Source organism: Paraflavitalea soli (genome assembly GCF_003555545.1).
GTDB lineage: Bacteria > Bacteroidota > Bacteroidia > Chitinophagales > Chitinophagaceae > Paraflavitalea > Paraflavitalea soli.
Genome location: NZ_CP032157.1, coordinates 8,082,499 through 8,095,904, shown reverse-complemented (window position 1 = coordinate 8,095,904; position 13,406 = coordinate 8,082,499). Strand labels below are relative to the sequence as shown.

Annotated in this window: 11 protein-coding genes; all 11 read right to left on the bottom strand. The window is 47.4% G+C overall.

Translation table 11 applies throughout. The annotated features are described in order from the left end of the window. Positions 1–6 precede the first annotated feature (6 nt). The 11 genes from D3H65_RS31260 to D3H65_RS31205 all read right to left on the bottom strand — a co-directional run bounded on the left by D3H65_RS31260 (position 7) and on the right by D3H65_RS31205 (position 13,221). On the bottom strand, positions 7–1,311 hold the full coding sequence (locus tag D3H65_RS31260; protein WP_119054078.1) for a TolC family protein: 1,305 nt from the start codon (positions 1,309–1,311) through the stop codon (positions 7–9). Positions 1,312–1,563: 252 nt separating this feature from the next. Further along, complete coding sequence (locus D3H65_RS31255) at positions 1,564–2,682, bottom strand: ABC transporter permease (RefSeq protein WP_119054077.1); 1,119 nt, start codon at positions 2,680–2,682, stop codon at positions 1,564–1,566. Beyond that, the gene (locus D3H65_RS31250) at positions 2,679–3,785 is read right to left on the bottom strand and encodes an ABC transporter permease (protein ID WP_119054076.1); all 1,107 of its coding nucleotides are present in this window, start codon (positions 3,783–3,785) and stop codon (positions 2,679–2,681) included. Before D3H65_RS31250 ends, D3H65_RS31255 begins: the two co-directional genes overlap by 4 nt. Before the next feature lie 14 nt (positions 3,786–3,799). After that, positions 3,800–4,546, bottom strand: coding sequence for an ABC transporter ATP-binding protein (locus tag D3H65_RS31245; RefSeq protein ID WP_119054075.1), 747 nt, complete (start codon positions 4,544–4,546; stop codon positions 3,800–3,802). Between the two features lie 10 nt (positions 4,547–4,556). Then, a complete protein-coding gene (locus tag D3H65_RS31240) occupies positions 4,557–5,474 on the bottom strand; it encodes an ABC transporter ATP-binding protein (RefSeq protein ID WP_119054074.1) in 918 nt (305 codons plus the stop codon). A gap of 35 nt (positions 5,475–5,509) precedes the next feature. Beyond that, the gene (locus D3H65_RS31235) at positions 5,510–6,445 is read right to left on the bottom strand and encodes an HlyD family secretion protein (RefSeq protein ID WP_119054721.1); all 936 of its coding nucleotides are present in this window, start codon (positions 6,443–6,445) and stop codon (positions 5,510–5,512) included. A gap of 130 nt (positions 6,446–6,575) precedes the next feature. Then, positions 6,576–7,847 carry a TolC family protein gene (locus tag D3H65_RS31230; protein WP_119054720.1) on the bottom strand — a complete coding sequence of 424 codons (1,272 nt, stop codon included), beginning with the start codon at positions 7,845–7,847 and terminating at the stop codon, positions 6,576–6,578. A 38-nt stretch (positions 7,848–7,885) separates the two neighbouring features. Further along, a complete protein-coding gene (locus tag D3H65_RS31225; RefSeq protein WP_119054073.1) occupies positions 7,886–8,503 on the bottom strand; it encodes a TetR/AcrR family transcriptional regulator in 618 nt (205 codons plus the stop codon). A gap of 937 nt (positions 8,504–9,440) precedes the next feature. Further along, a complete protein-coding gene (locus tag D3H65_RS31215; protein WP_119054071.1) occupies positions 9,441–10,853 on the bottom strand; it encodes a serine hydrolase in 1,413 nt (470 codons plus the stop codon). A gap of 183 nt (positions 10,854–11,036) precedes the next feature. After that, positions 11,037–12,194: a homogentisate 1,2-dioxygenase gene (locus tag D3H65_RS31210; RefSeq protein WP_119054070.1), complete on the bottom strand. Its 1,158-nt coding sequence runs from the start codon at positions 12,192–12,194 to the stop codon at positions 11,037–11,039. 268 nt (positions 12,195–12,462) lie between these two features. Further along, positions 12,463–13,221: a DUF2625 domain-containing protein gene (locus D3H65_RS31205; RefSeq protein WP_211345577.1), complete on the bottom strand. Its 759-nt coding sequence runs from the start codon at positions 13,219–13,221 to the stop codon at positions 12,463–12,465. Between the last annotated feature and the right edge of the window lie 185 nt (positions 13,222–13,406).

The following is a 13,406-nucleotide window of genomic DNA, read 5'->3' as shown; positions in this document are numbered from 1 at the left end:
TGGGTTTTAAAGCTGAATGATATCCTGATGGATAGAATAGTTAAGTTCAGCCACCGCATTACGCTGATTCGCTATTTGCTGGTACTGTTTCGTACGGGTATCCTTGTAAGCATCAAAGAAATCGATGAACTCGATCAGGCTTACCTCCCGTCGCTGGTAACTTTCAGTCATGTTTTTCATCAAGGATTCATAATCGTCTTTTAGCTGGGTATTTTCATTGTCAAAAAGGGCGGTAGCGTTTTTAAGTTTTTGCCAGGCTGCCAATACTTCTTTACCCACCTGGTCCTGCAATTGAATAACAAGCAGATCGGCTTGTTTGGCGGTCAGTTCCGCAGCGCGAATATTCCCTTTGTTTCTATTGAACAGGGGTAATGGAAGGGAGATCCCCAATCCTACATAGTTGGGAACATAGCTGTTCAGCCGGTCGTATTCAGGGCTTATGGTAATATCGGGTACAGCCAGGGCTTTTTGATAGGCTATATTGTGTTGTTGAAAGACCTGCTGGCCCTTGGAAAGTTGAAGGTCGGGCCTGTTTTGCAAAGCCAGGTCCCGGAGGTCCCCAATGCGCAGCTGGTTGATCCGTTCCGCAGGCAGCGGTTGTCCTGCATCGGCCACTACCCATACATCCTCTTTAAGCTGTAACAACTGCCCTATTTCTTTTTGTAGATCAACCTGTTGCCGGATATTGTCGGCATAATCATTTTGCAGGGAAAACAAGACTGCTTTGATACGGATATTTTCTTTCCGGGATACATCGCCGGTCTTCAGCATTTCATCCATGCCTTTCACCAGTACCTGCATGGTATGCATTTCGGCCTGGAAGATACCAGCAGTTTGCTGTAGTTGGGATAAGTTATTAAGATCGGTGGTCAGCAGGTATTTAAGATTGCGCATTACATCTTTAAAAGCAGCTTCGTTGTTGAGTACATTATCACGGGCGAGCTGTGTACCCTTCTTTATCTTCCCTGCTGTGCGTATCAATTGCTGCACCTCTATGTACACCTGCCCATATTGCACTCCGTTTTCTGTAGTATGGCGAAAAAACTTTCCATCATACACATTCTGGTCGGTGTTCAATATGGGATTGTCCCAAACCTTTGCCTGCTCTACCTGGGCTTTGCTGATATCAATATTGTATTGATTGGCCAGCAGTGTTAAATTTCGCTGCAGAAAGATTGCTTTAGCTTTGCTGATATCCAGGTGTAAAGTATCAATACCAGTTTCCTGTGCAGACAATGAAGAGGGTATGGCCAGGCCAATAAGTATACCAGTGCTCCATAGAAGAAAGCATCCCGACAATAAAAGTTTCATAGCGGTTCAATTACATTAAAACAAATTAGCAGGGAGATCTATCATACAGGTAAAGGCCAACTACGATACACTTATTATAAATAATAAATATATTAATTTATTCAATGCAATAAGCTTTTACCTGATATGGCTGCTAATTTATCAAGGCATGCTTCCGGGAGAAAACCTGAATAGTTGAAAAAGGAAAAACTATCGCCGAAAGCGATAGTTTAACAGACATAGGTTCATTTGCAGGGATGTAGAATAAAATGTTCAGGCCCTTTTCTTGTAACTCAGTATCGCCCAGCCGTTGAGCAGCACGGCAAAGCCGAATACGATCAGCAGTTGTTGTTTGATATCGCCCAGGCTGCTGCCTTTGAGGATCACCATACGCATCACTTCCACAAAATAGGCCACGGGGTTGAACTTAACCACTACCTGTGCCCAGGCAGGCATACTTTCGATGGAAGTATACAGACCACCCAGCAGGATAAACACCATCATGATGAAGAAAGAAAGCAACATGGCCTGCTGCTGATTGGCGGTATACGTAGACAACAACAACCCTAATCCCAGCACGGCCAGTAAATACACGGCGGCAAACACATAAATGGTGAGCAGACTCCCTTCTGGAATTACGTTGTAAGCAAACCTCGCGAGTATCAATCCCAGGCTCAGCACCACCATACCGAGCACCCAAAAGGGGATCAGTTTACCCAATATAAAATGGTATTTATGAATAGGTGTTACATTGATCTGTTCAATAGTGCCAATCTCTTTTTCCTTTACAATGTTGAGTGAAGTAAGGAAAGCACCTACCATGGTAACCAGCACCACCAGGATACCGGGCACCATAAAATAACGGTAGTTGAGGGAAGGATTGAACCAATTGGAAGAAGTAACCTGCAGGTTCATTTCCGGATCGAAACGGGGAAACTGTACCCATTTCATTCTCACCTCGCGGTTAAAATCCTGGATAATGCTGCGCAGGTAGGCAGCGCCCAGGTTGGCCTTGGTACCGTTGATGGCATTGACGGCCATAAATAAAGTGCCTTCATCTTCCTTTACCACGTTCTTCTCAAAGGAAGCGGGTATTTCCAATATCAAATCGGCATGGTCCTTTTCCACCTCCAGCATCGCTTCTTTATAAGAGCCGGTATAATTGTTCAGGATAAAGTAACCGGAAGCGGTGATCTTGGAGACCAGCTGACGGGAATAAGTGGAATGATCGTGATCCACCACACTGAGTTTAATGTTCTTCACTTCATAATCCGCTGCGCGGGGTAGTATCATCAACTGCACCAGGGGCATCACAAAGAGTATGCGTATGATGGCAGGATCACGAAAGATCTGCCGGAATTCTTTTTGCAGCAGGAATTTTAATGTTCTCATGCCAGTCTTATTTTAAACTTCTTAATGGCCAATGCCAGCAGGAATAAGGTCATCCCTGCCAGGATCAGTGTTTCCTTCCAGATGGCCGATATGCCCAGTCCTTTGATCATGACTGATTTCACAATATCATAGTACCATTTTGAGGGCACCGCATTGGATAGGATACGCAAAGGCAAGGGCATATTTTCTATGGGAAACATGAATCCGCTCAACATTACGGTAGGCAGGAACAAGCCGGTTAAGGAAATGAACATGGCGGTTTGCTGTGAATCGGTAGAGGAGGATATGAGTAACCCCAATGCCAGGGAAGTAAGGATAAACAAAATGCTTTCTGCTATCAGCAGCAATAAACTCCCATTGATGGGCACATCCAGCACAAACACGCTCAACAACAGGATACTGGCAATATTGATCATGGACAACAACAGGTAAGGCACTGCTTTGGCGGTTACGATCTTCATAGGCCTTACGGGCGATACAAGCATGATCTCCATGGTGCCGGTCTCTTTTTCCCGCACCACGGTAATGGCGGTCATCATCGTACATACCAGCATCAGCACCATCGCCATTACCCCCGGCACAAAGCTGTAAGCGCCTTTCAGCTGGGGATTGTACAGCATCCGCATTTCTGTTTTGATGGTATAGGGCAGTTTGCGGCCATTGGTCACCCTGTCCTGGTAATCCATGATCACGGCTGTGGCATAGTTGGTGAGCGTGGTAGCGACGTTGGGATCAGAAGCATCGGCCACCAATTGAATTTGTGCGGTATTAAAGTGTTGCAGATCACTATTAAACTGCTGGGGAAATACCACGGCCAGTTTGATCTTCCCTTTTTTAAATGCTGCTTCCATCTCTTTATAGGAGTGCATCTCCATCACCACATCAAAGTAGCGGCTGGCATCGAGCTGGCTGCGGATGTCTGAGGAAGCCACATCCTGCGCATTGTCGAGGATGGCGATCTTTGAGTTCTTCACCTCATTGGTCAGTGCAAACCCGAAAATGATGATTTGCATAATGGGCATGCCCAGCAGGATGAACAGCGTTCGCCTGTCGCGCCCGATATGGTAGAACTCTTTTTTTACAAACGATAGAAACTGTTTCATGGCTGTTTTTTAACTTAATCTGCATTCCTTTTCGCTTTCCTGGCCAGCTTTAAGAACACTTCATCCATGGAGCTGGCCTGCAATGATCTTTTCAACTCACGGGGGGTATCCAGGGCATCGATACGGCCATCTACCATGATGGATACCCGGTTACAATACTCTGCTTCATCCATGTAGTGGGTGGTCACAAATACGGTAATGCCTTTGGCCGCTGCCTGGTAGATCATGTTCCAGAACTCCCGCCGCGTTACAGGGTCTACCCCACCCGTGGGTTCGTCGAGGAATACAATACCAGGCTCATGAAAGATGGCCACGGAGAATGCCAGCTTTTGTTTCCATCCGAGGGGCAGTGATCGCACCAGTTTGTTCGCTTCGCTTTCCATGTGCAGCTCCTGCAACAGGTAGGCCGTCTTTTCTTTGATAAAAGCATCGCTCTTGCCATAGATACCGGCATAGAAGCGGATATTCTCTTTTACGGTAAGGTCTTCGTACAGGGAAAACTTCTGGCTCATGTACCCTATATTCCTTTTGATCTGTTCAGTTTGTTTGTACACGTCAAATCCTGCTACGGTAGCCGTTCCACTGGTGGGGATGGACAACCCGCAGAGCATACGCATGGCGGTGGTTTTACCGGCACCGTTGGCGCCCAGGAACCCGAATATCTCCCCCTGCTGTACTTCAAAGGAGATACCATCTACGGCTGTGAAGGCTCCAAAATGTTTGGTGAGCTGATCAGCTTTTATAGCGATGTTTTGAGACATCCTGCATGTTTTAGTTTTTCATCAAATCCATAAAGCAGTCTTCTATATCCGGCTCTATGGTCTGTATCTCTATTTCTTTATGCCCCTGCTGCTGCAGGTAATTGCGCAATTGCTCTATGTCGTATCCCGTCCGCATGACAGCATGGTGGTACTCACCAAAAGGATAAGCATCTGCAATGCTGTCAAACTGTTTCAGGTGGGTGAGCAGCAACAGCATATCGGTGCCCCTTACGGCCAGCAACGGTTTTCCAAAGGAGGCCCTTACACCGGCAGGGGTATTGACGGATAATAGTTTGCCGTTTTGCAGCAGGGCTACACGGTCGCACATGCTGGCCTCATCCATATAGGGCGTGGATACCAGGATGGTAATACCCTGCTGTTTGAGCTTGCGCAGCATTTCCCAAAACTCCTTGCGTGATACGGCATCAACCCCGGTAGTGGGTTCATCGAGGAACAATACGGAAGGGCGGTGAATAAGGGCACAGCTAAGGGCCAGCTTCTGTTTCATACCACCTGATAATTTACCGGCGCGCCGGTCCTTGAAAGGTTCTATCTGTGAATAGATCTCCTTTACCAGGTCGTAGTTCTCTTCAATGGACGTATTGAATATGGTGGCAAAGAATTCCATGTTCTCGGCAACGGTAAGGTCCTGGTACAGGGAAAAGCGGCCGGGCATATACCCTACCCTGTTGCGGATGGCCTTAAAATCCTTCACTACATCGAGCCCATCCACCGTGGCGCTGCCGCCATCGGGCAACAACAACGTGGTGAGGATGCGGAACAGGGAGGTTTTACCCGCCCCATCCGGCCCGATAATACCGAACAACTCCCCTTCTTCTGCCTGGAAGGAAATCCCGTGCAAGGCCTCCACGATATCTTTCTTTTTCCCGTACTTCTTGACGATATTTTCAGCAACTACTGATGGCATGTTGATTATTGATTAATCATTATTGATTATTGCTTTCACAACTTTACCTCGCCATACATGCCGATCTTGATGAACCCATCGTTCTTTACTTTGATCTTGACAGCATATACCAGGTTAGCCCGCTCCTCTTTGGTTTGGATCGTTTTGGGCGTAAACTCTGCTTTGTCAGCTATCCAGGTGATCACGCCGGGATACTCCCGGTAGGCATTGGCACCATTATCGATCAATACTTTTACAGGCTGGTTCAGTTTCACCTGTGATAACTGGCTTCCTGTGATGTAGGCGCGTAAGGTCATGGTAGAGAGGTCGGCGATCTTATACAGGGCTTTGCCTACGGAGGTCATCTCTCCCGCTTCTGCATATTTGGTGATCACTGTACCGCCCACTGGGTTGGCCACAGCTGCACGTTTTAACTGATCTTCCAGTTGCGCTACCCGCTTTTCCAGGGGTTTGCCTTCGCTGAGGATGCTGCGGTTCTGCGTGCCTACATTGCTGCGCTGTACGTTGATCTGCTGTTGGGTTACCGTCATTTGTTTCTGCACCACATCGATCTGTGCGTTCATATCATCCAGTTGCTTGCCCGTAGCGGCATCCTGCTTCAGCAGGTTTTCTATACGTTTCTTCTCGCGCAACAGGTTGTCCAACTGTGATTGTTGTACGGTCAACTGGTCCTGCAGCAGTTTTACCTGCGGTGTAAGGTCGGCGGTCTTTTCTTTGAGGGCTTCGATACTGGCCTGTACCTGGTCTTTTTGGAGCGACAGATTTTCTGCATCGATCGTACCGATCACTTTGCCTTTGGGAATGGAATCGCCTTCTGTGATATCAAAGGACAATAATTTACCGGTCAGTTCCGAGGATACGATCACTTCATCTACTTCAAAAGTACCGGAGGCATCATGTGTTGCTTTATTTCCGTTGCAGGCAGTGAGGAAGGCCGCTGCCATCACTACTCCTGTAATCATTTTTTTCATAAACATTATTTATTTAATTCCTTGTCAACTTTGTTGTCTTGAATCAATTCACCAGTATGTCGGATGACCAGGGTGAGTCGCCCTGCCGCACGGCTAAGCAGCGCTGAAGGGCGGCCCACCCCTGGTCTGTTTATTGATTGCCTGATATGGTTTCAAGATTGATCTGGGCCTGCAGCCATTGTAAGCGGTGGGCAATGAGCGATAGCCTTGCCTGGTCTTCCGCATTCACTTCCCGCAAAAAATCGTTGGCGGTGATCACGCCATTTTCCAGTTGTGCATTAGCGGCCTCTTTTACTTTGGCACGCAGGCCAATGATCTGTTCATCGGAGACGATCAGCTGCTCTAACTTGTTCAGCTCCGATTGCTGTTGCTTTAGTTGGGTATTGGTATTGAGCAGGAACAGGTCTTTCTGCACATCCACCATCCGTTGGTTCACGGTCAATAACTGCCGCTCTTTTTTTGTTGTATACAAGTTGCCCAGTGACCAGTTCAGGCGAACGCCGGCCACATAATACCAGGCAAAATCATTCTTCAGCATGTCCAGTCCCGGCCGGGCATAACCACCCTGCACAAACAAGCTGGTGCGGGGACGGTTCTTTGCGCTGATCAGGCTATTCTGTGATTTGAATAAGCTATCCTGGTAAGTGAATAATTTCAACTCCGGGCGATTGATGCCTGGCGCCATTATATAGGTTCTTACAACCGGCATACGGAGGGCTGTATTCTCTGGCAGTGATTGATTGAGGAAGAGCGACAATACATCCAGCCATCCTTTGCGGGTAGCTTTCAACTCAATGGTACGTTGTTCCGCCTTCAGCAGTTCTGCTTCCAATACCAGTTGATTGGAACGAAACGCAGTACCATTGTCTACCTGTGCTGTGACTCTTTTGATGCCCAGCTGAATATCTTTCTTCACCAGTTCGGTTTGCTTCAATTGTTCATCCAGTAACAGGATGCCGAGGTAAAACTGGTTGATGCGTTCTTTCACTTTGTACAGGTCTACTTCCGCCCGCTGGTCTTCTACCAGTGCATTCACCTGTTGCAAGTTCTTCTGCGCGGATACGGCGCCGCCATCATACAATAGCTGGGTAGCTTCGGCCTGTATACGGTACTGATCTTTCGACAGGGTAGGTATATCCAATCCTGCCACCCTGATGGGTACACTCGTTACCGCCGATTGATAAGTGGCTTGTCCGGATACGGTAACCTGCGGCAAATAGTTCTTATTCAGGTTATCGATGGTAAGGTCAGCCGTTTGCCTCACAAGTCCTTTCTGCTTAATAAGGGGATAATTTTCCCGCGACAGGTCATAGGCCTGCTCCAGTGTGAGCGTGGAGCTATCCTGCGCCAGTGCAGGAGTGATCCATAGCAGCAGGGCTGCCGATTTCCAATGTTTAACCATGTTATTTAACCATTTGGTCAACGTGTACATAAAAAAATTTATAGTCTTATAGAATCAATCACAAAGTCGGCGACCAGTGTTTTCCGCTCTTCCATCACCTGCATGAACTGGTCATTGTCTATTTTAAATACGCCTTTTATTACCGGGCGTCCGATAAAAGGGAATACACACATGGAGATCATATTGATCATCAGGTGGAAGGGCTTCACGGGCCGGATATGGCCTGCATCGATCTCTCTTTGTACATGGGCTGCAAACTCAACGACCGGTGGCAACCTGCCTCCCCATATTTTAGTGATGAAATCTTCGGGTGATTTATGCACTTCATTGAGCACGAAGAGGGGAATAAAAGGATTGTCGATCATCATGGTGATATAGTTGTCGACGAACAAGCGTATTTTATCAAACAGCGGCATATCGCCTTCAAACAGGACACTCACCTTGGGCAGGAATTTCATGGCGGCTTCCTGGAAGATCATTTCAAACAACTTGTCTTTGCTGCGAAAATAATAGTGCAACAGCGCCTTGTTGATACCGGCTTTGTCGGCAATATCCTGCATCCGGGCGCCTGCCAGTCCCTGCTCTATGAATACCGCTTTGGCAGCTGCCAATATTTTCTGCTCTGTACTTTGATCCTTGTTTGCCTCGTCAACCATATAGTTTAACCAAATAGTTAAACCAAAGGTATAACCACCTGGCTAATACTTCCAAGCATTTTACCATAAAAATTTCAGGGTGGATTCAAAGCATTGGTAGTCAATCTTTTTAACAGATCAGGGCAGCTCCCCACTATGGTGTCACCTTCTTTGATAACATAAGCGCGGTCATCGCCAGGACGCCCCGGATGCCTGGCGCAAAGCATACAAGAGACATTTGTTGTGCAAACTTTTAGCGCCTGCCCGGCAACAGCCATGCGGACTACCTGAGGAGTAGACAAACAAGGCTCACACGCCCCCATTGGCCTGCGCATGGCCTACGCCTGGTCTACGCCTTGCCTACGGATTGCCTGACCGCTCAATGAAAAGGGGCCAGTGTACTAAGGGGCGTAGGCAATACGGAGAAGGTATCCAGGCCACGGTCGGGCAGCTTTACCAGGCTCACCTTCCGCATGGAGCTTAAAAGAACCAAGACAAGACGAAGGGAATGGCGCTTTCGCGTTTAAGGCAACCAGGAGGCGTTTTAAGAGCAGCAAGGGTCGATGCAAGGGGTTTTTCGGCGGACTTAAGATCGGGGCGTAATGAGGCTTTAATGAAGCCTGATCGCTATCCGCTTGCGCGCATCGGGAAGCATTCTCTCCTACCAGTCTTTGATCAGGACCTGATCAGGCTTTTGCCAAGTCTCAGGCAGGGCTTATCCAGGACTTACCCAGGGCTTGACCAGGACCTGACCAGGACTTGACCACGGGTTGATCAGGGATGTACCAGGGAAATACCAGGAAATGATCAGGCAAACACCAGGGAACCATCAGGTGTGCCTTACTAAAATAACTATACAGGTATTCTGAGTTATCTAAACTGGCTATACAGAAAATAGCCTTATCTAAAGAAGTTATACAATGATAGGTGAATCAACTTTCGGGCGAGGTAAGTGGATTTAACGCAACCAGCTTCTGTAGACAGCCCGGGCGATCTCATTAAATGAATCATCAAAATGATCACCCGTATTGGTAAGCAGCATAATTCCCGCTTTCAGTTCCGGGTAAATGATGCAGAGGGAGGTAAAGCCGTCGGTGCCGCCGTCGTGCGACCATTGCCGGTGCTTTCCCGAAGAGGTAGTAGCGATGCCCCAATTTAAGCCGGTGCCCCTGGTGGTATCACCAAAGGTAAGCTGGTGAGACAATTGGGCTGCTTTATTGCGGGGATCCAGCTGTTGCCGGATATACAGCAGCATATCATGTGTGGTGGAGCGGATACCTCCTGCCGGTGTTGCCAGGCGATTTATCCAATACGCCGTGGACCTTCCTTCCATGTCATAGCCCGTAGCAAAATCTTTGTAATCGTCGGGCGATAAACTTATTTTGGTATGCTGCATATGGTAAAGATCGAGGATATACTTTTTCACCAGTTGCTCATAGTTCGTTTTATATACCTTTTCCAGTATATGCCCCAGGAGTCCCACTGCAAAATTGGAATAGGATCTACGGGTGCCCGGAACGGTGTCCAGTGTAACGCGGTGTAAAATTTCTGCCATCATTGCCGGTGTCACCTGTACTGAAGGGCTGAACGGGTCCTCTCCGTTATTCAGTTTGGGCATGGAGGGAAACCCTGATGTATGGTTGCTAAGGTGTACCAGCTGCACGGGCTGGCCATTGTATTGTAGATTGGGATAGTTGCCGTCCAGGTATTTGCGGATATCATCGTCCAGTTTCACCTTGCCTTCGAGTACGGCATTGGCTAAAAGAATGCCGGTAAATGTTTTGGTAACAGAGCCGATCTCAAAGATGGTATTGACTCCCGGCAGCCGGCCTTCTCCCTTTTTCATCTCCCCATAATTGTACATGTATAGCTGTCCGTTACGCACTATTCCCACGGAGAGCCCTGCCACATTTTTATTGCTCATATAAACGGTGACGGCCTTTTGGACTACACTATCCAACTGTGTTTTCAGTGGATTGTCGGCTAAAAAGTGCTGTCGTGTCCGGACAATGGGCAATTTATAAAAGGACAAGCCGAAACTAACATAGGAAACCGGAGACACTACTCCCAGTGAAAGCTGCAATGATTTCTTTGCAAAGATAAGGCGATAGGATCGTTGCTCTTTTTCTTCGCTGATCAGCTCACTGGATAATATCTTACCCAATGTGCCGGCACTGTTTAGTATACCAACGATCTGCTCCTCCCTGAAGGCGGCTTTGAATCCGGTATCGGCCATGGCATAAATTCCTTTGAAGTCGCCCCGGTTAAACTTTGTTATTATGCTGTCCTTTACTATGTCATAAAATGTGGAGTCTGTCTGCGCTTTTACCGTAGTGGTAAAAAGCAGCAGCCATAAGCATACAATTCTCATCGAGCCATTATTTTTAGGGAGTTAAATACCAGTAGCGGTAAAAAGATCTGCTATGTTTATATGAACTACACAAACATAGGAAACTTTTCGTACCTTTCAAAAAAAGTTCAACATCTTTTTATTGGATTGACTCCCTGCCACGCTTAACATCATAGCTGGCATAATGGTATTCCCGAACGGCCTCTACTCTGCCCAGCTCATGGTATAATTGGGATTTTCAATGGCCAATGCCTCTACAGTAAGTTGCAGGGGGTGAAAGGTATCGACCATCACGGCCAGCTCTTTGGTTTCCTTCGCACCGATGCTTTTCTCCACAGCACCGGGATGCGGGCCATGGGGAATACCACTGGGGTGCAGGGTGATCATACCCCTGGTGACATGCTTGCGGCTCATGAAATCTCCGTCCACATAATACAGCAGTTCATCGCTGTCGATATTGCTGTGGTTGTAAGGAGCAGGAATGGCCTGGGGATGGTAATCAAACAACCGGGGACAGAAAGAGCACACTACATAGTTGTTGCCCTCGAAGGTCTGGTGTACGGGTGGCGGCTGATGTACCCTGCCGGTAATGGGCTCAAAGTCATGGATGCTGAATGCAAAGGGATAACAGCAGCCATCCCACCCCACTACATCAAAAGGATGATGCCCGTAATGGATGCCATACAACATGCCTTTCTTTTTGGTCTTGATGAGGAAATCACCTTTCTCATCAAAAGTGGGCAGGTTTTGCGGGGCGCGGATATCACGCTCACAGTAGGGAGAATGCTCAAGCAATTGCCCGTACTTGCTCAGGTATTTTTTGGGAAAGCGGATGGGACTGAATGATTCTACTATGAACAACCGGTTATGGGTATCCTTGAAATGGATCTGGTAAATGGTGCCCCGGGGGATCACCAGGTAGTCGCCATAACCAAAAGGCAGTTCCCCATACATAGTGCGCAAAACACCGCTGCCTTCATGCACAAAGATCATTTCATCGGCATCGGCATTTTTATAATACCAGGCATCCATACTGCCCGATGGCGCTGCCAGCACCACATGGCAGTCGTTGTTGACCAGTACCGGTTTGCGGCTTTGCAGGTAATCCTTTTCGGGCTTGATGTTGAATCCTTCAAAGCTTCGGTGTTTCAGCATTTTCTCTTCTGCAATAACAGGTGCTACGTTCACGGGCTCATCGGTATGGATGATCTGTGTAGGCGGATGGGTATGGTACAACAAGGAGTAATCGTTGGAAAAACCTTCGGTGGAAAACAATTGTTCAGAATACAGTCCGCCATCGGGCTTACGGAACTGTGTATGACGTTTGTGTGGGATTTGTCCCAGTTTATGATAAGAAGCCATGCTAATTGGATGATTTGAAAATTTGGGAAAATGAAAATGTAATACATTAGCAACGAACTGCGAGCGTGGGGCTACGAGCAGCGGGCTTTAAGCTAATGAAGTCAGGCTGGGGAAAGACTGTCTTCCAGCGCCACCATCAGGAAATAGTATTTCCAGCGGCGTTTATCAATCCAATAGGTGAAGTTGCGGTGAAAAGGCATATGCTCAATCGTTACTATAAAGATAGGCAATAGTATTTTATCATGAAAACCGGCTCCATAGGCCAGGTTTATTTATGGTAATTGGTCTCCAACCCAAGGCGTTTGCGGGTTTCCATATTGAACTTAAATTGTTGATCTGCCGGGGCCTCCTCCCTGGTTACCTTGTTGATATCTTTCCAGTCTTTGGACCAGAGAAAAGGAAAGAACATATATACTTTGTCGCCGGGTAGTTTAGCCACCTCCTTTTGCCAATCCTTCCAACGAAACCCCTCATAATATTTATCGAGGTTGCCATTAAGGCAAAAATGTAAAAAACCTGCATAGGTCATGTTGAGGTCTTCCCATTCCAGGTTATCAGGGGCGAGATAATATACGTTGCCTATTTTTTCTCTGCTGAATGTGCCGGTATTAACAGCAAAAAAGCCTCCCAATACGTCATCGGCTATCAACCAATAACCGGGTGCTTCTCCATACTCCTGGAAAGACTTTCCTTTGTTCCATTCGGGCAGGGAACGGGTGAGCCGGGCATTACCCGAACCCAATATCCGTATCCAGCCATGATCTATCAGCAAGCCGCCGGTCATGTACACAACAGCGCCCATGGGAGATTGGGTGGTGACCTGTGTATTGAACAAGGCATCACCGGCTTTGGACGGATCGGCCGGCAAAACCTCTACTTTGTTCTTAGCCGTGTCGATCCAGGATCTGATCAATGGCCAGCCCGGATCATTTTTATCGATCAACGCTTCCAGCGGTCGCATCTTGTTTTGTGCTGCACCGGTAAGTGTGGCTATCAATAAAGCAATAAAAAGAAATCGACTGCGCATCCCGATCATTATTTTGAATAACAGGTTATAGAACCACTACAATATTAAACCTAAAATAATCAATACTTCCTTTGCGCTCAATAAAGCTTTGTTATTGTATTTAGAATATCGTGCAGGCCTGTTTTTCCTGCCTGTGTGTTATTGTTTTTCTTTGTATGGCCTTCAGCAGCAACGTGCCAGGGAAC

Bases quoted from the DNA above. Each gene is read 5' to 3' on its own strand.
- D3H65_RS31260 (WP_119054078.1), bottom strand. From the start codon at position 1,311: ATGAAACTTTTATTGTCGGGATGCTTTCTTCTATGGAGCACTGGTATA.
- D3H65_RS31255 (WP_119054077.1), bottom strand. From the start codon at position 2,682: ATGAGAACATTAAAATTCCTGCTGCAAAAAGAATTCCGGCAGATCTTT.
- D3H65_RS31250 (WP_119054076.1), bottom strand. From the start codon at position 3,785: ATGAAACAGTTTCTATCGTTTGTAAAAAAAGAGTTCTACCATATCGGG.
- D3H65_RS31245 (WP_119054075.1), bottom strand. From the start codon at position 4,546: ATGTCTCAAAACATCGCTATAAAAGCTGATCAGCTCACCAAACATTTT.
- D3H65_RS31240 (WP_119054074.1), bottom strand. From the start codon at position 5,474: ATGCCATCAGTAGTTGCTGAAAATATCGTCAAGAAGTACGGGAAAAAG.
- D3H65_RS31235 (WP_119054721.1), bottom strand. From the start codon at position 6,445: ATGAAAAAAATGATTACAGGAGTAGTGATGGCAGCGGCCTTCCTCACT.
- D3H65_RS31230 (WP_119054720.1), bottom strand. From the start codon at position 7,847: ATGGTTAAACATTGGAAATCGGCAGCCCTGCTGCTATGGATCACTCCT.
- D3H65_RS31225 (WP_119054073.1), bottom strand. From the start codon at position 8,503: ATGGTTGACGAGGCAAACAAGGATCAAAGTACAGAGCAGAAAATATTG.
- D3H65_RS31215 (WP_119054071.1), bottom strand. From the start codon at position 10,853: ATGAGAATTGTATGCTTATGGCTGCTGCTTTTTACCACTACGGTAAAA.
- D3H65_RS31210 (WP_119054070.1), bottom strand. From the start codon at position 12,194: ATGGCTTCTTATCATAAACTGGGACAAATCCCACACAAACGTCATACA.
- D3H65_RS31205 (WP_211345577.1), bottom strand. From the start codon at position 13,221: ATGCGCAGTCGATTTCTTTTTATTGCTTTATTGATAGCCACACTTACC.